Source organism: Paenarthrobacter nitroguajacolicus (assembly GCF_029952445.1).
In the GTDB taxonomy this organism is placed as follows: domain Bacteria; phylum Actinomycetota; class Actinomycetes; order Actinomycetales; family Micrococcaceae; genus Arthrobacter; species Arthrobacter nitroguajacolicus_B.
Map to the genome: position 1 here is coordinate 17,582 of NZ_JAQPPK010000017.1, position 24,377 is coordinate 41,958.

The window sequence follows — 24,377 nt, forward strand, 5'->3', positions numbered from 1 at the left end:
TAAGATGACTTCGAAATATCGAGTTCCACCTTTCGATGCGGAGCTAGGTGCGACGCTTGGAGCGCTGGGCGACTTGATAGGCCCAACGCTGATGCCCGACATGATCGCCGGCATGCGTGACACGCTGGTAGGACCCCCAGTTGAAGACCTTTTGGCAGGGCGTCCCGTTACGCATTTTGAGCGGACGATCCCTGGTCCTGTTGGCGCTCCAGACCTGACGTTGTCTATTTTTCGTCGGGTCGATCACGTGCCGGGCGGACCGGGCATTTATCACATCCATGGCGGGGGAATGGTGATGGGAGACCGGTTCTTAGGAGCTGACGCCCTCATTGACTGGGTCGAGCTCCTCGACGTAGTGGCCGTTTCGGTGGAGTATCGACTTGCTCCTGAACATCCCGATCCCGCGCCTGTCGAGGATTGCTACGCGGGCTTGGAATGGGTGGCGGCCAATGTCGACGAATTGGGCATTGATCCTCGAAAGATAGTGGTTGCGGGGGCAAGCGCAGGAGGCGGGCTGGCTGCAGGGGTTGCCTTGTTATCACGTGACCGCGGCGGTCCGATACTGGCAGGCCAGCTCTTGATTTACCCTATGCTGGATGACCGCAACGACACCGTTTCAAGCCATCAGTTCGATGGTATTGGTGTCTGGGACCGGACCAGCAACGACACTGGCTGGAGCGCCTTGTTGGGGGAACGCCGCAAGACTGACCACGTTTCCATCTACGCCGCCCCTGCGCGGGCTGCTGATCTTTCGAACTTACCTCCAGCGTTCATCGATGTGGCCTCCGCGGAGGTTTTTCGGGACGAGGACATTGCCTACGCTTCGACCATCTGGAAGTGTGGCGGTGATGCCGAGTTGCACGTGTGGCCCGGTGGATTCCACGGTTTCGACATATTCTTTCCGCAGGCAGCGCTCTCACTTCTGGCGCGGGAGACAAGAACCCGGTGGCTCCGCCGGATCTTGGGCGCCTGACTGGCAGCGGTCCGGCCAAGTGATTCGTTGCGTGGCCGGACTGGACCAGCATGGAGTTCCAGAGACCCGAAGACGGAGTGGGTGGTATTAATGCAGGGATTGGTGTGGCGGCTCAAAGCACTCGACCCGGTCGCCTCGGAAAGCCTCAAGGTTATTACCTACTTCGACACCCTCATCAATAGCCGGGCCAGCGCAGAAATGCTCATTCGCGGGGCAGCAGCGCTATGCGGTTGCGCCGTCGGTTTTGCCATGGACGGCCGCAGCTTATGTGTGGATGCCTCCGGCCAAACAACTGCTGCGCAACATGGGAACTGGCCCTCGCGACCGTTCGGAATCGACGGCAAAGCCTGGATCCAACGGGCCGCCCCCGGATTCGTCAATGACGAACTGATTTTGGAGCGTCTGGCACTTGCCCTGGGCATTGCCTGGGACAGGACCAGCCCCGTCGCGATTACCCGACGGGCAGTGGAAACTGCCATCGACGGCGATGCACCGGAGGAAAAACGCTCGGAAGCGGCGAGAGTCCTGCACCTGGATCGGGACAGGCTGTATCGAATTCACGCGGCCCCGGCATATGCATCAATGCCAGGTCCCACGGCCTTGATGTCAAGACCCTTCGGAGCCGTCAAGGCAGCGATCCGACCGGTCACTGAAGCGGTAGGGCAAGAGACCCCGATAGGAGTAGGTCTCGCCCGAACCCCGCGTGAGCTCCATCTTTCCTGGGAAACAGCGCTTCTGGCTCTTCGACTTACCACTGCACGTCATCCAATTCGGACAGCCGACGAACTCGGAAGCCTCATCGTACTGGCTGGACTGGCAGATGATATGAGCCCGGAACCATCGGATGTGACCGCCTTGAAGCGAGTGGCGGAATTGCAACCGAAAGCCATACCGCTACTCGAAGCCATTTCGGAGTCCACCAGTTTGCGCTCCGTCGCCACGCATCTGAATTTGCACCATTCGACCGTTCAGAGCCGCGCAGGGGAGCTCTCGACTGCCTTGGCCTTCGACATCCGATCACCAGGAGGGCGGGTTCGCCTAACGCTTGCGCTGGCACTATTCCGGCTGGCGACCAATCGCTTCGATTGACCACCGGCCCGCGGCAGTGCCAACAGGGATGCGCGAGCCAGCATCATTTCGACGTCGTCAAGGCGCGGGCTCCCCAAGGCCCGTATCACCGCTTTAGTGGCGGCACCATTCAGACAGGTCAGTGGCGGCCGAAAAGCTTGAAAACGGCTGATGCGGCAGCCAGGAGCATGATGACGCCGCCGTACCAGCTTGCGGTTGCAAGCAGCCCTGCCGCAGGAATCATCAGGCCGGCCACAACGGCGGGCACGCTAAAGGCGATGTAGCAGACAACGAAGATGGCGGCCATTGCTTGGGCGCGCCTGCCCGGGCTAACGAGAGCCATGACGCCTTGGAGTGATCCCGGGAAGGCGGTGCCAAATCCCGTGCCGGTGATCATGACGGCAATGTAGTAAAGCTCCAGGGAGCCGAGAGCCAGCGCAAGAAGTGTCGTTGCGCTCCCGACTGCCAGGGAGAACGTTCCGTACAAAGTAATGGATCGCGACGTGCGTTTGCGCATCAGGAAGCCGGCCAACGCTCCGCATCCGGCCAAGGAAGTGACCACCAGACTGCGCGCCAGAGGGGAGTCTTGATGGAATTGCAGCGCGACGATACTCGTTCCGAGCGAGAGGTAAAGGCCGCCGGTTGCCCATCCTGCGATGAAGGCCGGGGTGGACTGGAAGAAGGCCTTTCTCGCCTCGGATGGCATCGACACCCGGGGAACCAGGGAGGCCCAAATCCCGCTGCGGCGGGCAGACGTCTCGGGAAGTGACCATGCCGCGACCGCGAGGGCCAAGTAGATGGCGGCCAGACTCAGAAAAGTAGCCGCCGATCCGGTGTTCCCACCGAGGGAGAGAAGGGCAAGTCCGCCCAATAGCGGTCCGATGGCAAGGCCGGCCATGGCAGACATGGAATTCCAGGTCGATGATGAGCCTGGCCTTCCTGGGTGTTCAAAATCGACGATTGTCGCGGAGAGGGTGGAGAGCAACAGGCCGCTGGCCAGTCCCTGCAGGGCTCGGGAAATGAGCAGTGAAGTGGCGCCGTCTGCCAGCCAGAAGAGGACCATGCTGAGGGCCAGAAGCCCGAAGGACGCCGAAATTACGGGCCGCCGCCCAACGTGGTCCGATATTGATCCCGCAACCAGCAGCGCGGCCAGCAGGGTCACTGCATAGACGGCGAACACTGCCGTGACGACGACCGGCGCAAAACCGAACCTGGCTTGGATTGCTGGATAGAACGGCGAAGGCGCACTTGCCCCGGCCATCATCGCCGTGGTGGCGGCAAGCACAAGGCGAAAGCTCCAACGCTGGGGACGCCCCCAGCTTTCAACGAGGGTTGTCGCGGCAGGCCCAGTAACCCGGGCTGGGGATAAAGTGTTCGAAGTTTTTGGAACCATTCGTGAAGGCTACATGAGGACTTCCCAATAGTTCAACTATTATCGAACCATGAACTCTGCTGAGAAACTCCCGCACCCCGAACGCGAGGACTTGGAACTGACTGAAGTCCTCCAGGCCCTCAGTGACCCCACGCGGCTCGCGCTTGTGCGGGAGCTGGAGGCGGGCCCTCTGGACATGGTCGACTGCTCCGCACTGGGGCCCGACACGCCCAAATCGACGCGATCGCATCAAGTCAAAGTGCTACGGGAAGCCGGCGTGATCATCAGTGAACTTCACGGACGGAACAGGCGGCTGACGCTGAGGCGGGACGATCTGAACGCCAGATTTCCGGGATTGATGGCAGCCATACTCTCGTCCGCGGAGGAGGCAGGCTGACGCGTTCGCTTGCCCCGGCAAGCCCCTGCGCTTGCCCCGGCGTGACGTCCCTGCTGGTCAGCTCTGGGCCGCAGCGCCCGCGTGGGAGGAAGCGTTCGCAGGGTCCGTTTGGCTGAAATTGAGTCCGAGCAAGGCGTTCTCGGTGACTTCAGGCAGTGCGGGGTGGATCCAGTATTGCTTGGCAGCAACTTCGCGCACGTCGAGGTCGAAGGCCAGGACCGTGATCATCTGCTGGATCAGGGTTGATGCCTGGGGTCCCATGTAGTGGGCGCCGAGGAGTTTACCGGTGTCGTGGTCGGCAATGAGTTTGCAGATCCCCGTGGTGTCTTCCAGCGCCCAGCCGTATGCCACATCTCCGTAGTCCTGGATCTTGCTGGTCACGTTGTGCCCACGTTCACGGGCCTCGGCTTCGGTCATTCCGACGGTGGCGATCTGTGGGCTGGTGAACGTAGCCGCGGGAACGTGGTCGTGCGGCATTGCCTGCAGCTCTTCCGGGTTCAGCAAATTGTGGCGTACAGCGCGCATCTCCGCGTTGGCGACGTGTTTGAGCATGTAGGGCGATGAGACGTCGCCAAGGGCCCAGACGCCTGTGGCAGAAGTGGAGCGGCCGTAGGCATCGACCTTGACGCGACCGTCGTCGTGCATTTCGATCCCGGCACGGTGCAGGTCCAGCAGGTCCCCGTTCGGAATACGCCCGGTGGCTACCAGCAGTACCTCGCCGGTCGCGGAGGAGCCGTCATCGAGCCGGACGGTCACGCCCTCCGTTGTCTCTTCGGCGCCTATGGTGGTCCGCCCCGACCTGATGTTGAATCGTTCGGCGGCCAAGGCGTTGAACCGGTCATGCAGGTCCTTGTCCAGATTCCTCAGAAGGGTGGAGCGGGCGATGATCGTAACCTCGGTGCCGAGGGCGGCGAAAACGTGGGCGAGCTCCATGGCTATATATCCGCCGCCGATCACCACCAAGGACTTAGGCAGCTGGGGCAGCCGCATGATGTCGTCACTGGTGTGGTACCGAACCCCTGAGGCGGCAATGGCTTCGGGGATGAAAGGCCGGGAGCCCGCGGCGATCACTACCTGGTCACCGGAGATGACTCGCTGGTGGGCGCCCTGTCCCGTGCGCAACGTGCGCTCGCCGACGAAGACGGCATGCTGGTCATAGACATCGATATTCGGAGTCCGTGGTCCGCGGCGGTACTCCTCACCAGCTGCGGCGATGGGGTCGATGCGGTTCTCGAAGATACGGGTGACCATGCCCGGCCAGTCCACGGAGTTGATACCCGCGTCGAGGCCCAGGCGCCCGGACTCTAAAATATCCAGTGCGGTATCGGCAGCGTGAACGTACATCTTCGACGGGATGCAGCCGGCATTCAGGCAGGTGCCGCCGAACGACCCCTCTTCTATGATCGCGATCGACTGGTCCTCGAACTCAGGGCCGGGAATGGAGTTTCCGCTTCCGGTGCCGATGATGACCAAGTCGTAGTGCCTATCCACGGAGGGATTGCTGGCCGCGGTATCCATGGGTAGTCCTCACTCTCGGTCCTCTACACCCTACGACGGCCACCTGTGTAGAACAGAAGCGGCCACCGGTTCTCTGGCGTTATCAACCCAAGCACAGGGCTAGTGGCCGGGCCTGAGCGCCCCGTCCAACTCCTCAAGACTGGGGGGATTGGCGCCTGCGCGGCTCACGGTAATGGCGGCCGCAGCTGCGGCCATGCGGCCCATTCTTGCCATCACCGCCGGGGCAAAGCCGTCAGTGGCCCTCCTAAGGAAGGCCAGGATCAGGGCGGACATGTAGGAATCGCCCGCCCCGATGGTGTCGGCCACCCCTGTTTTTACTGCAGGTATGTTCACTGAGGTTTCGGCGGAAGCGAGCAGGGAGCCCTTGGCACCCATGGTCACCACAGCCAGCTTTGCACCCAGCCCGAGGACGTGGGCGGCCGTCTCAGCCACGGTCTTGCGGGGATAGAGCCATTGGGCGTCCTCGTCGCTGAGCTTGACGAGGTCGGTCGCAGGAACGAAGTCTTTAAAGATGGTTCTCGCTTCGGTGTGGCTCCCGAGCAACGCTGGCCTGATGTTCGGATCGTAAGTGACGGTGCAGCGCTGGTGGGCTTGTTGGACGAGGGTTTTGACAGTCCGGGCGCCGGGGGCCAGGAACGTCGCGATGGAGCCTGTGTGCAAGACCCTGGGAACGAGGGCCGAAATATTTCCGGGCAGGTCCCAGGCGACGTCGAAATCGTAACTCGCGGAGCCGTCGGCGGTGAGCGTGGCCGTTGCCGAGGATGTCCGGGCCAGTGATCGCGACCCGGGCAGGAGCCTCACGCCGGCACGGTGCAAATGGGTTTCAATGGCCGCGCCCCTGGCATCCTCACCGATGGCCGTCAGCAGCCCGGTGGGGACGCCGAGGCGGCCGAGCCCGTAGGCGACATTGGCTGGAGAACCACCGGGATGTTCCACCACACCGGACGGGGTGGTGACCACATCCGTCAGGGCTTCACCTATAACAATGACATCAAGGGGCGTGTGGGAGTCTGGCCGGCCTGCTGTGAAGGGTTCCATTCTCTGACTTTCGGGGGAAGGCTTTCGGGGAGGTGACGGTGGCTATTGGGTAACGCTGATTTCGTTGATCTGCAGGTTGCCGAAGGTGGCGGTGCCTTCATCGGCGTAGAGGCGGATGCCGTTGTCCCCTTCCAGGGGAAACACGCGATGCGAGTGCACAACGCGACCGTCGCCGACGAACATCTCCACGCTCGTGCGGTCCACCAGAATCCTGAGGGCGAGTCGTCCGGAGCCTGGATCCACTGGTGTTTGGGTTTCTCCAGCGGTCGGGTTGATCGTTGGACGCCGGTTCACATACGCGAAGGGGCCCGGCAGGAAGACACCGGCGGCAACATGCCTGCCCCCTTCTGGCGCGCGGCAGACTTCGAAACCGATGTTGGCCGGCGGCGTCTTGGGATCCCACACAAGTTCGCAGGACAGCTCGTAGGACTGGGAACGGAGGTCAAGGTCATGCGTGCCCGAGACCGTTATGTCGCCCAGCTTGTTGGAGCGCTTGACGTAGTTGCCCAGGGCGGCGGTGGGAGCGGAGGCGAGATAGTAATTGCCGGTTCCACGCTTCAAACCCAGATCACGCACAATCATGTCGTCGCCGTTGTAGCCGTCGGTTGCCAAGGTGGGTGTGTTGTGGGGGTAGTCCCAGAAGTTCGCCCAGCCGATGGCCCGGCGCAAGGTTGGATCCTCGGCTCCCGTCGCATCGTGATGGGGATAGGTTACGGCCCCGTAAAAGTCGAAACCGTAGTCGAGCCATTCAGGCTCCTGGTGGTCTGCAGTGAAGGAACTGCCGTCGAAGGTCCCGGTCCAGTACGCGTACGTGGCAGGCAAGCCGCGGCCTTTGCCGTTCGCGCTTGTGCCCAGCACCCAATGGGACGTTTGGTCGTCCGCAGTCATCCGGAAGAGGTCCGGGCATTCGAGGACACCCAGATCGGTCCGGACGAACTCACCCACCCGCTGCCAGGAACGCAGGTCCGCTGAAGCGTAGAAGCCCAGCTTTTGGCCCTCGGCGTTCACCATGACCCAGCGGTCCCGATCCTCGTCCCGGACCACTTTGGGATCACGGAAGTCGGCTACTCCGGGGTTTGGCAGTACCGGGGCTGTACCTCCGGGCTTGAAGGTCTTTCCTTGGTCGGTTGAATACCAGAGGTACTGGGCCTGGTGGCCGTTGGGTGCTTGGGTCAGGATCGCGATGACGGCTCCGGCCCCGTATCCTGCGGTATTCCGGCCATCTACGACCAGGGAGCCGGACCAGCAGTCCTCGTTGATGTTGCTGAATTTGGGGATCGCGACGCCGCGGTCTTTGAAGGTGATGTGATCGGTCGTGGTGGCCCGGCGCCAGGATGTGCCCCTGCCGCCGCTGACGTAGTCGGCGTTGTAGAGGTAGTAGTAGTGGTACTCGCCGCCGAGGTAGATGGGACGTTGGGGGTCGTTCTTCCAGTTGTCTGGAACGCTGAGGTGGTAGTCCGGGCGCATCCGGGTCCGTCCTTTCGAGAGTGTGCCCCCGGAGTTGGTTTCAGCCGCGGCCGGCGCGGCCAAGGCGGCCTCCGGACCCGCAACAGCGAGGGGTGCCGCGAGGGCGGCCGCACCCGCGCTGGTCAGGAGTGAGCGACGAGAGACAGAGGGTGAATCCTTCATTGGTTCCCTTGTGTTTCCGGGCAGCACTGTGCTGCCGTTGGTGGGTGGTGATGGTGAAGTAGCCGAACGGCCGGTGTTATGTGGGGCGGTGTTACGGAAAAAGCGGCCTGGCGCCCGTGAAGATGTCCCGCATGGTCCATGTGTCCAGCGACAGTAGACGGACCGTCCCTGCGGAGGCTGCCAGGGTTACGTGCTGGCCGCCGAGGGTGGGATAGACGCGGGCCGTAAGGGGCTTGCCGTTGGCGAAAATCTCGACGGCCGACCGGTCAACGAGAACCCGCAGGTGCACGCGACCTTCAGGTATGGGGATCGGACCGGACTTATCCTCGGCATCGACGGTGGGATCGAGGCTGCTGTGGGTGCGGTCCAGTCGCAGGGTGCCCCCGGCACTATCCTCGCTGGCGCGGCTGAGTTCGATGACGGTGGTTTCGGTGCCTTCGCTGGTTCCCAGCACCCCGAGCCGCAGCGCCGACCCTGGGGCGAGTTGGACCTCCAGTTCAAGGTCGAGTTGGTTCCCGGACACGCCAGTAACTGCGGGGGCTCCGCCTCCGACAAGGACCCGCCCGCCAAAGTGCAGGTGGTTGGTGCGCAGTTTCTCCAGTTCCGGCACGGGGGAGAACCTCAGGGTTCCATCCTCTGCCAAGGCCGTGACGCGCGGCAGGCTCATGACTCCTGACCAGCCGGCTTCCACCATGGCGGCGTCGGTGCGGCCTTCCTGCAGCCATCCGAACATGATGCGCCGTCCGGCGTCGTCGAGGAAGGACTGCGGTGCGTAGAAGTAACGTCCCCCGTAGTCCAGTCGATGCAGTTCTTCGGGCGCGTAGGTGTCCCCGTCGTAGCGTCCGGTCCAGTACAGGGGGTGGCGGGTGTCCCCGTCATCCCAGGCGGAGAAGACGAGCACATCCGGCGCTCCGTCTTCATGGGCGGAACCCAGTGAGCCTTCGCCGGTCCTGAACAGGTCCACGCATTCCCACATGGTCCCGGTCCAGTCAGTGTCGGTGGGCTCCCCTTGGGAGGCGTCGCCGATGAAGAGTGGACCGACGTAGGTCCATGACCTCAGGTTTGTCGATTCGTACAGGAAGGCGGTGCCGCCGCGCCCGCGGATGCCCGAACCCACGAGCTGCCGCCATGTTGTCCCTTCCCGCCAGACGCAGTGGTCACGGTAAGCGGTAATCCCGACACCGGCTGGTGGGGCTGTGATGACAGGGTTCTCGGGCACTTTGGTCCAGCTCAGGAGGTCGGGGGAGCCAACCGCTACGCAGGGCAGTTCCCGTTCGTTGGCCCGTCCCGAATACACCAAGGTGGGCGTACCGCCGTCGTTTACCAGTACCCCCGACCAGCAGCCCTCGGAGTCCGGACCCGCTGACGGGCTCAGCGCGACGGGCTGGTCCGTCCACGTCACCAGGTCGGTGCTGGTGGCGTGGCCCCACTGAATGCTGTGGTGGAACGCGCCTTCGGGGTTGTATTGGTAGAACAGGTGGTAGGTGCCGTTCCATTGGCTGACGCCGTTGGGGTCGTTGAGCCAGCCGGCCGGGGACACGAAGTGGAATCGCGGCCGGAGGGGGTCGGCCTCGGCCCGGGAGACCAGCTCGTCCCGCGGAACGATGGCGAGTGGGTGGATGAGCTCAGTCATGCGGAAGTCTTCTGTTCGGTAGGGTTCGACGCCGGCTGGCCGGTTTTGGCGGGCGGCGCGGTGACGGGTTCCGTGGCCAGGGCGTGTCCGCCGCTTCCGGCCTGCGGGCGGTAGAGGTGGCAGCGCACCCAGTGACGGTTTGCGGGGCCGCCGACGTGATGGCGGACGGGTTCGGCTGCAGAACAAGGCTGGGCCGGGTCGCCGTCGAAGGGACAATGCGTCGAGGCCAGGACCGCTTGGCGCAGTTCGGCCCGACGGATCGGATCGTAGGACCCTGCCCGGGCAGGGTCCGGAACGGCAGAGACCAGAAGCTGCGTGTAGGGGTGCGCAGGATTGGCCAGCAGATCCAGGGACTCGCCCTCTTCGACGAGTTCACCGGCGAACATCACAGCGGTCCGGTCAGCCAGGTAACGGGCAGAGGCAAGGTCGTGGGTGATGTAGAGCATGGAGATGCCCTGTTCATCCCGGAGCTTGCGCATCAGGTTCAAGACGCCGATGCGGACCGACACGTCCAGCATGGAGGTGGGTTCGTCCGCGAGGATGACCTGGGGTTCCACAGCCAATGCCCGGGCGATGGCGACTCGTTGGCGTTGACCTCCGGAAAGTTCGTGCGGATAGGAGTTGAGCATGTCCGCTTGCAGGCCAACGGTGGTCATCAGCTCTTCAAGGCGTCGCTGGGTTGCGTCCTCGGAGCGGCCGCCCTTGTGATGGATCGCCAGGGACCGCCGAAGGAAGTGTTCGATCCTGTGTGCCGGGTTCAGCGAGCCGAAGGGGTCCTGGAAGACCATCTGCAACTGGGAGCGATACGAGCGGGAAACCTGGAAGCGGTCCCGTTTGAGGACGTCGACCCCGTCGAGCAGGATGGAGCCTTTGCTTGGCTTTTCAAGCCGGGCGACGCAACGGGCAAGGGTGCTCTTGCCCGAACCGGATTCCCCCACCAGGGCGACTATTTCGCCGCGGCCGATGCTGAGGTCCACGTCGTGCAGCGCCCTGACCGATTGCCGGGAGAACAGCCCGCCGATGGGGAAAGTCTTTCCCAGCCCACGGATTTCCAGCGCTGGATCCTGCAGGCCTGCAGGTGGGACCGATGGAGACAGGATGGCATTGCTCATTGTGTGGCTCCTTCCAAGGGCGCGGGCTGGACTGCGGAAGTGCCGGACAGTGCGGCAGGATCGGCGGCAAACGGGGCCACCAAGTGGCCCGGCGCCGCTTCGGTAAGATCCGGGATGTCCCGGAATTTCACTCCTTCGGGCAGCCCGGTCAGCGGAAGGCGCGGGCCGGTCAGGGGTGGAAAGGCACCCATGAGGGCCTGCGTGTAGGGGTGGCGGGGGTGGGTGTAGACGTCCTGTGCTTTGGCCGTTTCCACGATCCGTCCGCCGTACATGACGGCCATACGGTGTGAAAGCTCCACCATGAGCGACATGTCGTGCGTGATGAACAGGACCGAGAATCCCAGCTCGCGTTGCAGTTCTTTGATTTGTGCCATGATTTCCTGCTGCACCACGACGTCGAGTGCTGTGGTGGGTTCGTCCAGGATCAACAGCGACGGCTTCAGCGCCACGGCCATGGCGATCACGGCACGTTGCCGCATGCCGCCGGAGAGCTGGTGGGGGTAGGACTTCAGCCGCGCCGGGTCGATCCTGACCAGCTCCAGCAGTTCCCCTGCCCGGCGAAGTGATTCCTTTCGGGAGTAGCCTGCGTGCGTCGTGTAAATGTCCACGATTTGTTCACCGATGGTCAGGACGGGGTTCAATGAGTTCATGGCGGACTGGAAAACCATGGCCACGTCCTGCCAGCGGAACCTGCGCAGTTCCTCCGGGCTCATGGCCAGGACGTCCTTGCCGCCGAAGGAGATGCTGCCACCGGCTATCTTGGCCGGGTCTTTGAGCAGCCGCATGATCGAGTTGGCGATAGTGGACTTGCCGCAGCCGGACTCCCCGGCCAGGCCGAATACCTCTCCGGTGCCGATGCTGAAGGAAACACGGTCCACTGCGGTGGTGGAGCGGGTGTCGCCAATGTACTTGACCGTGAGGTCTTTGATGTCCAGGACTGGCTCATGGGAGCCGAAGGAGACTTGGGAAACAGTCATTTGGCGGCGCTCCGTTCGGTGATTGCAGGGGTCTTGGGCGTCTTGATCTTCCGCAAACGGGGATTGGTGACCTCGTCCACGGCGTAGTTGATCAGAGCCAAGGCGAAGGCGACCAAGGCGATGCAGACGCCGGAGGGCACGAAAACCCACCAGCTGCCCGTGAGCAGGGCACCTTCGTTGCCGGCCCAGAAGAGGTTGTTGCCCCACGAGACGGTGCTGACATCACCCAGGCCCAGGAATTCCAGGCCTGCCTGGGCGCCGATGCCATAGATGACACAAGCCAAGAGAGTTCCCATGACGATGGAGGCCATGTTGGGCAGGATTTCGCGGAACATGATCCGGCCGGCCCGTTCTCCCGACACTACTGCCGCGGCAACGAAGTCCTTGGACCGGATGGACAGGGCTTGGGATCGCAGGACGCGGGCCGAACCGGCCCAGCCGGTAACCACCAGGACCAGGATTACCGTGCCGAGTCCCGGGGGCAGGAACGCCGCCAGGATGACCAGGAGGGGCAGCCCTGGCAGGAGCAGGAAGATGTTGGTCAGCAGGGAAAGCCCTTCGTCGATGAACTTGCCGAAGTAGGCAGAGGCGAGACCCACGAGGATTCCGATGAAGGTGGACGCGAGACCCACCGTGAGGCCAACGAACAAGGAACTCCGGGAACCGTGAACGGTCAGTGCAAGGACGTCCTGGCCCTTGGCGGTGGTGCCCAGCCAGTGCTCAGGCGATGGTTCCAAGGAGGACATCGCCGTGATCCTCGACGGGTCGCCCGGGAACAACAGTGGTGCCAGCAGGGCCATGGCGATGAAGAAGACCATCAAGGCCATGCCTGCCAGGGCCTTCTTGTTGGTGACCAGGCCGTGGACAAAGCTGCGATTGGGTTTGCGCCGGGGAGCGCGCGGGCGGCCGGTGGCGAGGATGCCGCCCGTTGTCGCATCGGCGGTTTTTTCGATGAAAGTTGTCATGGTCGGACCTTCAGTTGCTGCGCACGCGCGGGTCGAGGCGGACGTAGAGGATATCCACCAGGAAGTTGGCCAGGAGAACGGCGGCGGTGATGGTCAGGAACAATCCCTGCATGAGCGGGTAGTCCAGGCCTTGGACGGCGTTGAGGAGTTGGTAGCCAACGCCGGGGTAGGCGAAGACCACTTCGGTGAGAAGGGCGCCGCCAACCACGAAGCCCAGGCCCATACCGAAGCTGGTTACGGACGGGAGCATGGCGTTGCGTGCGGCGTAGCGGAGCATGATGCGGCTGGGTCGAAGCCCCTTGGCTTCGGCCATGGTGATGTAGTCCTCGGAGTTGGTGGCGATCATGGTGTTGCGCATACCCAGCATCCAACCGCCGATGGAGACCAGGACGATCGTCAACGCGGGCAGCACCAGGTGCGCGCCGACGTCGCCGATGAACTCCCAAGTGAAGGCCGGCTCCAAACCGTCGGTAAACGCGTGGCGGATGGGGAACCAGCCCAGGACTACGCCGAACAGGTAGAGCGCGCCCATGGCGAGCCAGAAGTACGGGAAGGAACCAATGAAAACGAGGACCGGCGGGAGTGCGGAATCGATCGCTCCGCCCCGCCGCCAGGCGGCCAGGATGCCCAGCAGGTTACCCACGACGGCGGCAATCACCAGGGCCGTTCCGCCCAGCAGGAGGGTCCAGCCGAGCTGGGAGGAGATTACTTCGGTGACCGGAGTGGGGAACCTGGAGATGGAAACGCCCATCTGGCCGGTGACGATGTTATGCAGGTAGTCGATGTACTGCTCCCAAATGGGGCGATCGTCCACGCCCAGGAGCTTGCGGAGCGCCTCGATTTGTTCGGGCTGCATTCTGTCCTGTGTACGGGCAAACATGCGGGAGACGGGGTCGCCGGGCATGAAGCGAGGGAGCAGGAAGTTCAGGGTGATGGATGCCCAGAAGGCGATCAGGTAGAAACCCAGGCGGCGCAGGATGAAGCGCACGGTTTCCCTCCATTCGGGAATTACGGAAAGGTGTGGGTGTTACGCCCGGCGGGTGGGTGCCCGCCGGGCGTATCGTCGTGGTGCGCGTTATTTGCGCGGTTCGAGCGTCGTCAGCACCAGGACTGTGGTGGGAGCGCGGACCGAGAGTGTCGCGTAGGGGTTCTCCTGGGTGGGCCAACCGGTGAAGCGGGTGTCGTTGAAGGCGCCCCATTCCGGTCCGGAGAACAGCGGCACCAGGGGCGCGACGTCGTTGTACTCTTCCTGGAGCTTGTTCGCGATGTCCTTTTGCTTGGACTCGTCGGCTGCGGCCGCGAACTCGGCCAGCAGGGCATCTGCCTTGGTGTCGCCGAAGCGGTGGTAGTTGTCGAACGTCTTGGTTCCTACCGGCTTGACCGTTGCCGTGCCCATGGAGGTGTTGAAGTACTTGTAGGGGCTGGGGTCGTTTGCCGACCAGACGATGCCTGAGTCAAAATCGCCTGTCTCGTAGCCGGCCACCACTGCGGCCCAGTCGGGGGAGTCCACTTTCGCGGTGATGCCCACTTCGGCCAGGTTCTGGGAGATCACATTGGCTACCGACAGCCAGTCCGAGGAGGACGCGCCGACGGAAATCTTGAACTCGAAAGGTTTACCGTCCTTGAGTGTGCGCTTGCCGTCAGCGCCCTTGGCATAGCCGGCCTTGTCGAGGAGTTCGTTGGCCTTCTGGACGTCGTGGTTGGTCCAGGTGCAGTTGTCCTTGACCGAGGAGTTCTTCCACTTGTCGTAGTTGCCGGACAGGCCCGTGCAATCGGCCGGCTGGGCGTAGCCGCTCATGCCGATCTTGGTGACCTGGTCCCGGTCCACTGCCATGCTCAGTGCCTTGCGGACGTTGACGTCGTTGAAGGGTGCCTTGGCGGTGTTCAGCTGCCAGTTGATCATGGCGCCGGTGGCAGGGAACCAGTACTGGCGGTGGTCCTTGTCTTTGGCGACGAAGGTCTTTTCGATGTTGGGGATGTACTGCGGGGCCCAGTCAACGTCACCGTTGGCGGCCGCCAGGTTGGCGCCGTCGTTTCCTGCGAAGGCGAGCATCTTGATGCCCGCGATTTTCTGCTTTTCCGGCTGCCAATAGTTTGGATTCTTCTTCAGCACGAAGGACTGCGCCTGGAAGCTGTCCACCTCGGTGTAAGGGCCGGTGCCGACGGGCTTGGCGTTGGCGTCCTTCTCCGGATCCGCGAGGGCAGACCAGATGTGCTTGGGCAGGATGCTCAGCTGGCCAAGATCGTAAAGGGCAGGGGACCAGGGCTTGTTGAAATTGAACGTGACCTTGTTTCCGTCGGCGGTCACCCCGTCAAGGTACTCGTAGCCGCCCTTAAGCTTCTTTTGCAGCTCGAACGTGTACGCCACATCATCGGCCACGAACGGTTGCCCATCGGACCACTTCACTCCATCACGCAGGGTGAAGGTGATCGATTTGCCGTCCTCTGCAGCCTTCCATTCCGTGGCGAGCCACGGGACGGTGTCTCCCTTGGCAGGGTTGAAGATCAGGAGGGATTCGTAGATGGACTGTTGGACCATCGGGTTGACGGTCGGTGCGAAGGGGTTGAAGTTCTGGACAAACGTTCCCATGTCTTCGCGCGGGATGGTGAGGAACGCGCTGGCGTTGGCAGCGGCGTCTGTGCCGCTGGTCTTATTCACGGTGGCAGCGCAGCCGGTCAGCAGCATTGCACCTACTGCCAGACCGGCCGCCGTAACGCGGGCAGCCCTCAGGAATCGGGGTTGTGTCATGATGGGTATCTCTTTCCTATCTTCATCTGCACGGTGAAGGGGTGGGTAAGGGTTTCTCTTCGGGTAGTGATTTAGCGGTCAGACCGAAGAGCGTTCTAGCAGCGGGCAGTCGACCAATTGCTGGTCGGCAAGGATCGGCTGTCCTGCTGTTAGAGCGGCGAGTGTCTGGACTCCCAGAGCACCCATTTTTTCGAACGGCAACGCAACCGTGGTCAATTTTGGCCGTAGGTAGGCCGCAATGAGTTCCTGGTTGTCGAAGCCGATCACGGCGATGTCGGCAGGGATGGTCAGTCCCCGCTCCTTGATGGCGTCATAGGCGCCCATCGCCATGCGGTCGTTAAGGCAGAACAGCGCAGTTGGCCTGTTCGGGTGGTCCAAAATGCGGCATGCGGCTTCGTAGCCGCCGTCAGCGGTCGCATATCCGGACACCACCAGCTCGGGGTCAAGCTCCAGTCCGGCTGCGCTGAGTGCTTCGCGGGCACCCTCCAAACGCCCCACCGCAGCGGGAATGACCGGGTCAAGGTTAATGACTCCGATTCGGGTGTGGCCGGCTTGGAGCAAACGTTCGACGGCGACCCGGCCTCCGCCGCGCTCGTCAGGGACAATCGAGGGCAGCTTTCCGTCTGCGTCGAAGCAGTTGATCAAGACGGTTGGTACTTCATTGGCGCTCGCCGGGACGTGGACCCCCCGGTGAAAGGTTGCCGCGTAGAGAAGTCCTTCCACTCGTTGTTCCAACAGCTTTTCGGTTGCGGCATCTTCCAGGCCCTGGTTGGGTCCTACGGCATCGGCCTGGTCGGAGGGCGCGATGAGCAGGAAACGGCGGTCAAGCCAGGCTTGGTCCTGGGCACCTTTGATGATGTCGACGGCGAACGGTGCCGTGACGATCTCGGTGACGATCCCGTACCAATCACTTCGACGGGATGCCAGGGCGCGGGCGCCGGCGTTGGGTCGGTAGCCCAATTCCTGCACGGCAGTGTTGATGCGTGCCCTGGTCTCTTCGGAGATGCTGGTGTTTTCACGGTTGCTCAACACGAAAGAGACCGCTGTGCGGGAGACGCCGGCATGTTTGGCGACGTCATTCATGGTGACTCCGCGCTGCCGCACGGGAACCGACGGCAGGGGAGGGTTGCTTTTCGCCATTGAATGCTCCGGGTCTTCTTCGACGCTGGGCTAGCCAGGATTTTGCGGGGTGTTATGGCTTCCAGTTCCGCGTCTTCCTTGTGAGTAACGCGCGTTACTGGGTGGTGTGATTCAGGTTACGCGCGTTACTTCCAGAATGTCAACACCCTGATTTCGCAGCCCTTTCATCGAGTCCCGCTGCGCGAGGCATGGTCAGGGATAACCGCCAATTTGTTATCTGTGGGAGGCGGGGCCATTGCCTGGGGCGACGGGCGTCAGCAAGCCCGGGAACCTGAGCCATCGAGTTGCAAGCGCTTGCGTTAATTCTCATGACACGCTTAGCTGGTTGCCATGGTTGTAAGTGTTGAATCCGTCGCTGAGCGCGCAGGAGTATCAATTTCCACGGTTTCCCGGGCATTGAGGTCCGTCCCTGGCGTTTCGGCAGCAACTCGCAAGCGGGTGCAAGCAGCGGCCGTGGAATTGGGCTACTTTGTCTCGCCAGCGGCATCGCGCCTTGCGACCGGCAAGACCAAGACCGTTGGCATCGTTGTGCCTGTCCTGGCCAAATGGTTCTTCGGGAAAGTCATCGGCGAAGCGGCTCAAGCCCTCAGGCAAGCAGGCTTCGACGTCCTCCTTTTCGAACTGTCCACGCCCGGGCAGAGGTCGAGGTTCTTTGCCTCGAAGCACCTCTCCGGCCGGACCGACGGTATCCTCATGATCGCTCTTCAACCCAGCGCCACCGAGTTGGAAGCACTGGCAGGCCAAGGACAGGCGGTGGCTTTGATTGGAGCTTTCGCCCCGGGTTTGGGTTCCGTCTCCGTAGATGACGTCTCTGCTGGCCGGGACGCCGTGAGGTACTTGCTGAATCTGGGTCACGAACGGATCGCGTTTATTGGCATTCTGGAGAAGGAGTCCACCAATCTTGGTGGCATACCGCCCAAGCGCCGGTTGGCCGGCTACAGGGAAGCCCTGGCCGAAGCGGGTATGCCAGACAGGCCCACTTTGAAGGTATTCGAAGAAAACAGCGTCGCAGGGGGCGCCTCCGCCATGACCCGCCTCCTTGCTGCCGGGCGGGCACCCACGGCGGCTTTTGTTGTCTCCGACGAAATGGCTTTCGGGGCGCTCATGGTCCTCCGCCAGGCCGGGCTGGATATTCCAGGCGACTTCTCGGTCCTCGGATTCGACAACCACGAGCTCGCCGAAGTGGTGGGCCTGACCACCATGGATCACGACGTAGCCCAACAAGGCCGCGAAGGCGCCGCCATTCTCCTGGAGGCCATGGGCGGATCAGTTCCGGCGATTCGCACTATCCCAACACGCCTGGTCATCCGGGAAACCACTGCGCCACCACATTACCTGCGCCACAGACCCCCGGAAACCATGGAAACTGAAATTACGCCGGATACTCCGGCAGGCCGTGAAGGAACTCAATGAAATATCGCAAACTCGGTAGCAGTGGAATGTACGTCAGCGCGATTGCGCTGGGTAACTGGGCTACCCACGGAGAGACTGTTGACCAGGATGTTGCTACCGCTTGTGTCCACAAAGCGTTGGACCTGGGCATCACCACCTTCGATACGGCCGATGCCTACGCTGACACAAAGGCCGAAACGATGCTCGGTGAAGCCTTGAAAGGCATCCGCCGGGAAGGCGTGGAAGTCATGACCAAGGCATTCTTTCCCACAGGTCCGGGCAAGAATGACCGTGGCCTGTCCCGTAAACACATGATGGAGGCCATCAACGGCTCCTTGCGGCGCCTGCAAATGGACTACGTCGATGTCTACCAAGCCCACCGTTATGACTACGAAACGCCCCTGGAAGAAACCATGGGGGCCTTCGCCGACATCGTCCATTCGGGCAAAGCCCACTATGTCGGCGTCTCGGAGTGGACAGTCGAAGAGATCCGGGCGGGCGCCGCGCTGGCTGCAGAGCTGGGTATTCAACTTGTCTCCAACCAGCCGCAATACAACATGCTGTGGCGGGTCATCGAACCCGGGGTCGTTCCTGCCTGTGAAGATTTGGGAATCACCCAAGTGTGTTGGTCGCCGCTCGCGCAAGGCGTGCTGACTGGAAAGTATGGAACAGCAGCCGGTCCTGTCGGTGGCCGGTTCACCGATGAGGACGGGAACCTTAAGACCGAGCACAAGTTCATGCGGGCCTCGGTCCTGGAGCGCGTCGAGAAGCTTAAAGTCGTCGCAGGAGACCTTGGCCTGCCGTTGGCTACGATGGCCGTGGCTTGGGTGCTTGCCAACCCCAACGTCTCAGCAGCGATAGTGGGTGCCAGCAGGCCTGAGCAGCTGGAAGACACAGTCCGGGCTTCGGAGGTAATACTCGATCAGGCGACCCGGCAACGGATCGACGACATCCTCGGTGACGTGGTGGAACGGGATCCCGCCAAAGTGGAGTCCTTCCCGCAGCGCGTTTGAGGAAACCACTCACCAATGGGCGCCGAAAGGTCCGTGGAAGAGGCCGGCGGCTGCGGCGGCAAGGCCCGCCGTCGTAATTGCCTCAGAACAGCGGCCAGGGCACGGCCGGCATCCCGCCGCGTGGCGCTGGAAACAGCCCGGCAGCGCGCAACAGGGCACACCGCTGGTCGAGCGATTCGATTTCGTCGGTGGTGAGCAACTCCGCCAGCTGCTGGCCGAGCCCACCTTTCAGCCCGTCAATGACACGGTCAATACCGTCGAGTTCCTCGGCTACGAGGGGCTCACCGAGCCACCCCCAAAGCACTGTTCGCAGTTTATGTTCCCGGTGAAAGGTAAGTCCGTGGTCAACGCCGTGCCGGTGGCCGTCCGCCATAGCAAGAATGTGGTTTCCCTTGCGATCAGCGTTATTGACCATCACGTCGAACACGGCCATGCGCCGCAGGGCAGGCGAGTCTTCGTGAACGAGGGCAACCTGCAGGCCGTCCTCATCCTGTCCCTCAAGAACGTGTTTCCAGCCGGTCCCGGGAACATTGTCCACCTCGAGCAGGTCAACGGCATTTTGGGTGGGCTCTGGTTCCTGCCAGATCTGCACCATGCCTTCGCCCAGCGGACCATCCCGCAGCCAGGTACGCGGCACGATGTCCCAACCCAGTGCTTGCGAGACCAGATAGGCCGCCACCTCCCGATGCGCCAAGGTGCCGTCCGGAAAATCCCACAAGGGAGCCTCGCCTGCTATCGGCTTGTAGACGACGGGCACGCCTGCGATGCTGCCAAGAAACGTGGCGTTTGAGGCTGTTCTGATGCGCCCGGTAAGGCTCAGCTCGGCGGTTGCCAGGTCCTGCGCCGGCATCAGACCTCGGGCAGGGCGCAGTCGTGCCCGTCCGCGTCCATGGGGAGGCCGCAGCGCGGGCAAATCGGACGGCCTGCCCCCACGATTTCACGGGTGCGCTTGGCGAAGGCGCGCGCGGTTCCAACGGGCATGCGCACCAGCATCATTTCGCTGTCGTCGTAGCCGGGGGCATCCGTGGCTTCGTCATCATCGTCGGCGAGCGGGTAAGCCTCCACCACGATCTGGGCCGTGGTCGGATCCCAATCCAACGTCATGGCTCCGGTGCGGAACTGCTCCTGAGGTGGCTCCAGCGGGTCATTGTCGACGAGTTCGACGGGGGTACCGGTCGGAACGCTGAAGGGGTTGCCGTCAATGGTGATGAGCTGGTCGAGAATTTCGTCGATCTTTTCTGCCAGCAGGGCCGACTGCTGCTTTTCCATGGCAATGCTCACGATTTGAGCCCCCGCACGGACCTGCAGGTAGAACGTGCGCTCTCCTGGATGGCCAATGGTGCCGATGACAACCCGATCAGGCCAGGCAAACTCGTGAACGCGTGTAGGCATGTCAGTATTCTAGGCACACGGGGTTCAAGGCGTCTTCTGCCCTGCGCCTCCGCCGACGGGCGCGTCGGACGAACGTATGCCTTTGGACAACCACGACAGATCACCGGCTTCGGTGTTGGTGGCGTACACACTCGGCCGGCTGGTGCTGTAGTGGACGATTGATACGGAAGCCGGACTGACGTTAATGCGCTGGAAGAGGTCCAGGTGCATGCCGAGCGCGTCGGCGAGGATTGACTTGATGATGTCCCCGTGACTCACGGCCACCCAGACGGCCCCGGGCCCATGTTCGGCTTCGAAGGCCGCATCGTAGCGCCGAATCGCCGCCACTGCGCGGGCCTGCATCGCAGCCATGGCTTCACCACCGGGAAAAACGACGGCGGACGGTTGCGTCTGCACCAGCGGCCACAAATCCTCGGTGGCCAGATCGCTGAGCTTGCGTCCCTGCCACTGGCCGTAATCACACTCTGTGAGATCGGGCTCCACCGGCGCGTAGGGGGCGCCGGCCTGGCGGTCGAGGATCAAGCCGGCGGTTTCCCGGCAGCGCTCAAGCGGGCTCGAAACCACCCCGACGACGGGCACGGCTGCAAGCCGATCCCCGGTCAGGGCCGCTTGGTCACGCCCCGTCTGGTCCAGGATCACCCCTTCAGCCCGGCCAGCCAGGAGTCCGGATGCATTGGCTGTGGTGCGGCCGTGCCGCACAAGAATTACTGTGGCCATCCACCCAGCGTAGTCACCCGCTCGATGGCGGCGTTACTGGCGAAGTGCCATCAAGGCGCGTTCCGACGTCGTGCTTTCACCCACGCGCCGCCGTTGCCCGAGGAACAAAACAATTGCGGCCACCCACAGCACCCCAACGATAAGCATGGACGCGCCACCGAGATTGTCGGCTGCGGATGCAACGACATTCGGAAAACCGAGTCGTGCGGCGAGCCACCCGGCAGCTGCGACTGCCGCGAGAAGGGCAGCTCCTTCACGGAGCCGACGGTAAATCCCGGCCCGGGCCAACAGGACCAACGGCGGCAACACCACGGCGACGACGAAGAGTTGCATGGCCTCTATGCCGAGATTGAAGCCAAGAAGTGAGAGGCCCAGCTGGGTGCCGGTGAGGTTGAGTTCGCGGAGGGTTTCGGAGAAGGCGAGTCCGTGGATGAGCCCGAAGAATCCGGCCACAAGGACCTCTTTGCCTGCGAAGAGTGGCCGGATGGCGTGGACGGCGGCGATCAGGATACTCACCGCGATCAGCGCTTCAATGGGTGCTGCCGTGACGGGAAAGCCCAGGGTGGCCAAGGCCAGGGTCAAAGAGTGGCCTACGGTGAAGGCCAAGGTGATGCCTGTGATGCGGCGGACGGCGCGTTTCACGGGCGCGGGACCCGACCACCGCCGTCGAACGGCCAGCAGCGGCGCAGGTACCAGCAGGGTGAGCAGGAACAATTGGTGGTCGGTGCCGTCCTGGATGTGGTGGATGCCCAGGGCCACCATGCTGAGGAATCCGCTGGTATTGGAGCCTTGGCCGAGGTCCACGTGCAGGGACGAAACAACCCCCGACGCGGTGTCGAGCCGGATGGTGCCGAGCTGGTAGGCGCCGGTGACCACGCCGCCGGACCAATCGGAACCGACGCTGACCAGCACCACGTGGGTCACTACCTGGTTCACGATGATGTCGTATCCGAGGTTGAATGAGCGTGCGTTGCTTCCGGCGGGCGGGGTGAGGGTGAACGTCGTTTGGAGTTCTTTGTAGATCCCTGTGGTTGCGGCGCTTCCCGCCTCAGTCACGGAGAGTTCACCTACCGTGACGGCCCACGCCTGCCCGGTGTCCGAGGTGGGGGCGAAGTGCGCCAGCAGGTACGAAGTAATCTCCACGGCGTGCGCCTTAACCGTCTCGGACGTTTGGTCCCCAAGGTCGATCCCTGTCGCTGATTCGAGGTCATCCAATGGCAGATTCACCCTGGCCTCTATGACGTCTTCGCGCACATCCAGTTGCACGATGGACGTTGGCAGGACATGCGCCGACGCCGGTGCGGCGCCAGTCGCGAAGGACCCCGCCAGGACCAGCAGCACGGTCAGCAAGCAGCGTACGACGGCGGCACGCGGCTTCCGTGCGGCCCTCGCCTTGGGGACGGTGGCCTGCATCAGTCTTTGGTTCCGCCGTAGTCGGTGTTGCGGTCGCGCCAGAGGGAGTGCGGGTGGTTGCCGGAGAGAACGATTCCGCGTTGCATGGAGAACTCGATCCACACGGAGGGACCGTCAATGCGGATGTAATCGTTCTGCTGGGTCAGTGCCGTGGTGCCGGAGTATGCCACGTAGGTCCCGTCGAGTTCGTTTTCGTAGCGCCTGAGGATGGTCGCTGCGTCGTCATCGGCGATGTCGTTGGCGTATCCTGCGATCGCTGCGAGGACCAGCTTCTTTTGCTCCGAAGAGAGCTTCGATACCTGGAGGCCTTCCTTCGTGGTGGGAAATGCCCAGTCCTGGCCGGGGCCCAGAAGCAGGTCGCTGTAGGTCTTACTGAGCTTGGCCGTGGCTTGTTGGTCCGTGGTGAGCCCGGCGAGGAGTGCTGCGAAGGCTGCTTCCTTGGCCGCCATAGGCTGGTTGGTGGTGCCGTTGTAGTCGAAGGCGCTGTTCGGTTCGATGCCGCGGAAAGACGGAGTTGCTCCCGCCAGAACGCCGTTCTTGTAGGTGTTGGCGACCGCGAGGTGGTGCCCGCCGAACTGGAACTCCCACGTCCCGGTATCGGCGGGGGAGCCGAGGAACGCGATGTAATAGCCGCTGCGGCCGTAGTCGTTGCCGCCGCCGTTGGCGCCGAGATATTCGTCGGCGTTGAGGTGTTGTTGGACCTCGTCGTACCCCAGGCCTTTGGCGCTGCCGGTGGCGGCTGCGAGGAGTGTGTTGAAGGCGGACAGTTGGGATTCGTTCAGGTCTGCGAGGTTGAGTCCGATGCGCGGACCGGACCCGCCGCCTCCTCCGGGTCCGCCGCCCATGCCTCCGGACAGGAGGGCCTGCGGCAGGTTGGACCACAGCTTGGCGTTGGCCAGTGAGTAGTCCTGCAGCAACTGCGATTGCAGGTCAGTGCCGAGGGTGGCTTGGAATGACTGGGCCAACTGGGCGACGGTACCGGCCGCCGTCGTACTTCCCGTTGCTGAGGCCGTGGCCGAAGCAGAAGCGGCGGCGGAACTGGGTGCCGGCGTCGTGCTGGCCGTTGCGGTCGGCGTTGAGGTGGACGGCGACGAACAAGCTGCCAAGGCGAAGAGGCCAAAAACGGGAAGGCTGCCAAGCAGGGTCCGGCGGGACAATGAGGGTGAGTCAGGAGTGGTCATGTCCACCAAAGTACGGATGCTGACTGTTCCCGGACTTTCGCGAAACTGTGGATAGCCTGTGAGCGGGCCGAACGGAAGCTGCCCGTCGAACGTTGAAACGCGTCGGCCCCTCCAGTCACTACTGCCGCCAGCAGCGGCTGCCTGGCACATCACGGGTAAATGCCCCAGGGGTAGAGCACCTTCAGGCCGTGAGGCCGTAGCCTTCGCGGATCCAGTCCAGCAGTTCGGCATCGACCCCCGAAGGCTCCTTCACGATCACTTCGTTGTGCCACCTGTTGGCCGATACCTGCTCGGCCTTGTGGACGCGATCGGATGTGAGTTCCCTGTCCAGGACTATGTTGAGAAGGATCCCGCCGCGTCGGGGATGGATTCCCAGGAAGGCCCGTCCGTGCAAGACATGGAATGATGAAGCGTTCTCCTGCAACTCGCAGCCTTCCAAGCCCCCGAAGACATGATCCATGAGTGAGCCGTAAACGGTTGCTGCATTTGGATCACCCTGGATACGTTCTCTTGCCGTGCGCGCCATTCCGCCAGCATAAGTGCGGGGATCTCCTGACACCACTGCCGCCGTGCCCGACTGCCGGGCAGGGCGTGGCGGAACGTCCCATTTGTAGTCGATCCATGCCGTGAAGCCGAACTTCGATGACTTCGCCAAGGAGGGCCGTCCAGTCGTACTGGAGGTGCATTCGCGTGCCGGT

22 protein-coding genes are annotated in these 24,377 nt (G+C 62.8%); 5 read left to right on the forward strand and 17 right to left on the reverse strand.

What is annotated here, in order from left to right; genetic code table 11:
* Nucleotides 1-4: 4 nt before the first annotated feature.
* Both PJL15_RS13645 and PJL15_RS13650 read left to right on the forward strand, forming a co-directional pair.
* The gene (locus PJL15_RS13645) at nucleotides 5-973 is read left to right on the forward strand and encodes an alpha/beta hydrolase (protein ID WP_281451684.1); all 969 of its coding nucleotides are present in this window, start codon (nucleotides 5-7) and stop codon (nucleotides 971-973) included.
* A gap of 90 nt (nucleotides 974-1,063) precedes the next feature.
* On the forward strand, nucleotides 1,064-2,062 hold the full coding sequence (locus PJL15_RS13650; RefSeq protein ID WP_281451685.1) for a hypothetical protein: 999 nt from the start codon (nucleotides 1,064-1,066) through the stop codon (nucleotides 2,060-2,062).
* Nucleotides 2,063-2,180: 118 nt separating this feature from the next.
* On the opposite strand, the gene PJL15_RS13655 is transcribed toward PJL15_RS13650, so the two are convergent.
* The gene (locus PJL15_RS13655) at nucleotides 2,181-3,326 is read right to left on the reverse strand and encodes an MFS transporter (RefSeq protein WP_281451686.1); all 1,146 of its coding nucleotides are present in this window, start codon (nucleotides 3,324-3,326) and stop codon (nucleotides 2,181-2,183) included.
* 157 nt (nucleotides 3,327-3,483) lie between these two features.
* Here PJL15_RS13655 and PJL15_RS13660 point away from each other — a divergent pair, with 157 nt between their 5' ends.
* Nucleotides 3,484-3,810 (forward strand): ArsR/SmtB family transcription factor, encoded by a 327-nt coding sequence (locus PJL15_RS13660; protein ID WP_281451687.1) that lies wholly within the window; start codon nucleotides 3,484-3,486, stop codon nucleotides 3,808-3,810.
* A gap of 57 nt (nucleotides 3,811-3,867) precedes the next feature.
* Here PJL15_RS13660 and mtr read toward each other — a convergent pair whose 3' ends face one another.
* The 10 genes from mtr to PJL15_RS13710 form a co-directional block, all read right to left on the reverse strand.
* Nucleotides 3,868-5,328: a mycothione reductase gene (gene mtr, locus PJL15_RS13665; protein WP_281451688.1), complete on the reverse strand. Its 1,461-nt coding sequence runs from the start codon at nucleotides 5,326-5,328 to the stop codon at nucleotides 3,868-3,870.
* A 99-nt stretch (nucleotides 5,329-5,427) separates the two neighbouring features.
* Nucleotides 5,428-6,366: a carbohydrate kinase family protein gene (locus tag PJL15_RS13670; RefSeq protein ID WP_281451689.1), complete on the reverse strand. Its 939-nt coding sequence runs from the start codon at nucleotides 6,364-6,366 to the stop codon at nucleotides 5,428-5,430.
* A 42-nt stretch (nucleotides 6,367-6,408) separates the two neighbouring features.
* Nucleotides 6,409-7,995 (reverse strand): glycoside hydrolase family 32 protein, encoded by a 1,587-nt coding sequence (locus PJL15_RS13675; protein WP_281451690.1) that lies wholly within the window; start codon nucleotides 7,993-7,995, stop codon nucleotides 6,409-6,411.
* Between the two features lie 91 nt (nucleotides 7,996-8,086).
* Nucleotides 8,087-9,628, reverse strand: coding sequence for a glycoside hydrolase family 32 protein (locus PJL15_RS13680; protein WP_281451691.1), 1,542 nt, complete (start codon nucleotides 9,626-9,628; stop codon nucleotides 8,087-8,089).
* On the reverse strand, nucleotides 9,625-10,740 hold the full coding sequence (locus tag PJL15_RS13685) for an ATP-binding cassette domain-containing protein (RefSeq protein WP_281451692.1): 1,116 nt from the start codon (nucleotides 10,738-10,740) through the stop codon (nucleotides 9,625-9,627). Before PJL15_RS13685 ends, PJL15_RS13680 begins: the two co-directional genes overlap by 4 nt.
* On the reverse strand, nucleotides 10,737-11,717 hold the full coding sequence (locus PJL15_RS13690; RefSeq protein WP_281451693.1) for an ABC transporter ATP-binding protein: 981 nt from the start codon (nucleotides 11,715-11,717) through the stop codon (nucleotides 10,737-10,739). Before PJL15_RS13690 ends, PJL15_RS13685 begins: the two co-directional genes overlap by 4 nt.
* Entirely contained in the window at nucleotides 11,714-12,682 is a 969-nt protein-coding gene (locus PJL15_RS13695; RefSeq protein WP_281451694.1) for an ABC transporter permease, read from the reverse strand. The genes PJL15_RS13690 and PJL15_RS13695 overlap by 4 nt, the downstream gene beginning before the upstream one ends.
* A 10-nt stretch (nucleotides 12,683-12,692) precedes the next feature.
* A complete protein-coding gene (locus PJL15_RS13700; RefSeq protein WP_281451695.1) occupies nucleotides 12,693-13,670 on the reverse strand; it encodes an ABC transporter permease in 978 nt (325 codons plus the stop codon).
* Between the two features lie 87 nt (nucleotides 13,671-13,757).
* Nucleotides 13,758-15,431, reverse strand: a complete 1,674-nt coding sequence (locus PJL15_RS13705; protein ID WP_281451696.1) for an ABC transporter substrate-binding protein — start codon at nucleotides 15,429-15,431, stop codon at nucleotides 13,758-13,760.
* Between the two features lie 78 nt (nucleotides 15,432-15,509).
* A complete protein-coding gene (locus PJL15_RS13710; protein ID WP_281451697.1) occupies nucleotides 15,510-16,571 on the reverse strand; it encodes a LacI family DNA-binding transcriptional regulator in 1,062 nt (353 codons plus the stop codon).
* A 330-nt stretch (nucleotides 16,572-16,901) separates the two neighbouring features.
* Here PJL15_RS13710 and PJL15_RS13715 point away from each other — a divergent pair, with 330 nt between their 5' ends.
* Nucleotides 16,902-17,984, forward strand: coding sequence for a LacI family DNA-binding transcriptional regulator (locus tag PJL15_RS13715; RefSeq protein WP_281451698.1), 1,083 nt, complete (start codon nucleotides 16,902-16,904; stop codon nucleotides 17,982-17,984).
* Nucleotides 17,981-18,976 carry an aldo/keto reductase family protein gene (locus tag PJL15_RS13720; RefSeq protein ID WP_281451699.1) on the forward strand — a complete coding sequence of 332 codons (996 nt, stop codon included), beginning with the start codon at nucleotides 17,981-17,983 and terminating at the stop codon, nucleotides 18,974-18,976. Before PJL15_RS13715 ends, PJL15_RS13720 begins: the two co-directional genes overlap by 4 nt.
* An 82-nt stretch (nucleotides 18,977-19,058) precedes the next feature.
* On the opposite strand, the gene PJL15_RS13725 is transcribed toward PJL15_RS13720, so the two are convergent.
* From PJL15_RS13725 to PJL15_RS13750, 6 genes are all read right to left on the reverse strand, one after another.
* Nucleotides 19,059-19,826, reverse strand: coding sequence for an SCO1664 family protein (locus PJL15_RS13725; protein ID WP_281451700.1), 768 nt, complete (start codon nucleotides 19,824-19,826; stop codon nucleotides 19,059-19,061).
* The gene (locus tag PJL15_RS13730; RefSeq protein ID WP_281451701.1) at nucleotides 19,826-20,368 is read right to left on the reverse strand and encodes a DUF3090 domain-containing protein; all 543 of its coding nucleotides are present in this window, start codon (nucleotides 20,366-20,368) and stop codon (nucleotides 19,826-19,828) included. Before PJL15_RS13730 ends, PJL15_RS13725 begins: the two co-directional genes overlap by 1 nt.
* 24 nt (nucleotides 20,369-20,392) lie before the next feature.
* On the reverse strand, nucleotides 20,393-21,085 hold the full coding sequence (locus PJL15_RS13735) for an MSMEG_4193 family putative phosphomutase (protein ID WP_281451702.1): 693 nt from the start codon (nucleotides 21,083-21,085) through the stop codon (nucleotides 20,393-20,395).
* Nucleotides 21,086-21,118: 33 nt separating this feature from the next.
* The gene (locus PJL15_RS13740) at nucleotides 21,119-22,498 is read right to left on the reverse strand and encodes a HupE/UreJ family protein (RefSeq protein WP_281451703.1); all 1,380 of its coding nucleotides are present in this window, start codon (nucleotides 22,496-22,498) and stop codon (nucleotides 21,119-21,121) included.
* Nucleotides 22,498-23,679: a DUF3500 domain-containing protein gene (locus tag PJL15_RS13745; RefSeq protein ID WP_281451704.1), complete on the reverse strand. Its 1,182-nt coding sequence runs from the start codon at nucleotides 23,677-23,679 to the stop codon at nucleotides 22,498-22,500. Before PJL15_RS13745 ends, PJL15_RS13740 begins: the two co-directional genes overlap by 1 nt.
* A gap of 181 nt (nucleotides 23,680-23,860) precedes the next feature.
* On the reverse strand, nucleotides 23,861-24,334 hold the full coding sequence (locus PJL15_RS13750) for a DUF5655 domain-containing protein (protein ID WP_281451705.1): 474 nt from the start codon (nucleotides 24,332-24,334) through the stop codon (nucleotides 23,861-23,863).
* Nucleotides 24,335-24,377 lie beyond the last annotated feature (43 nt).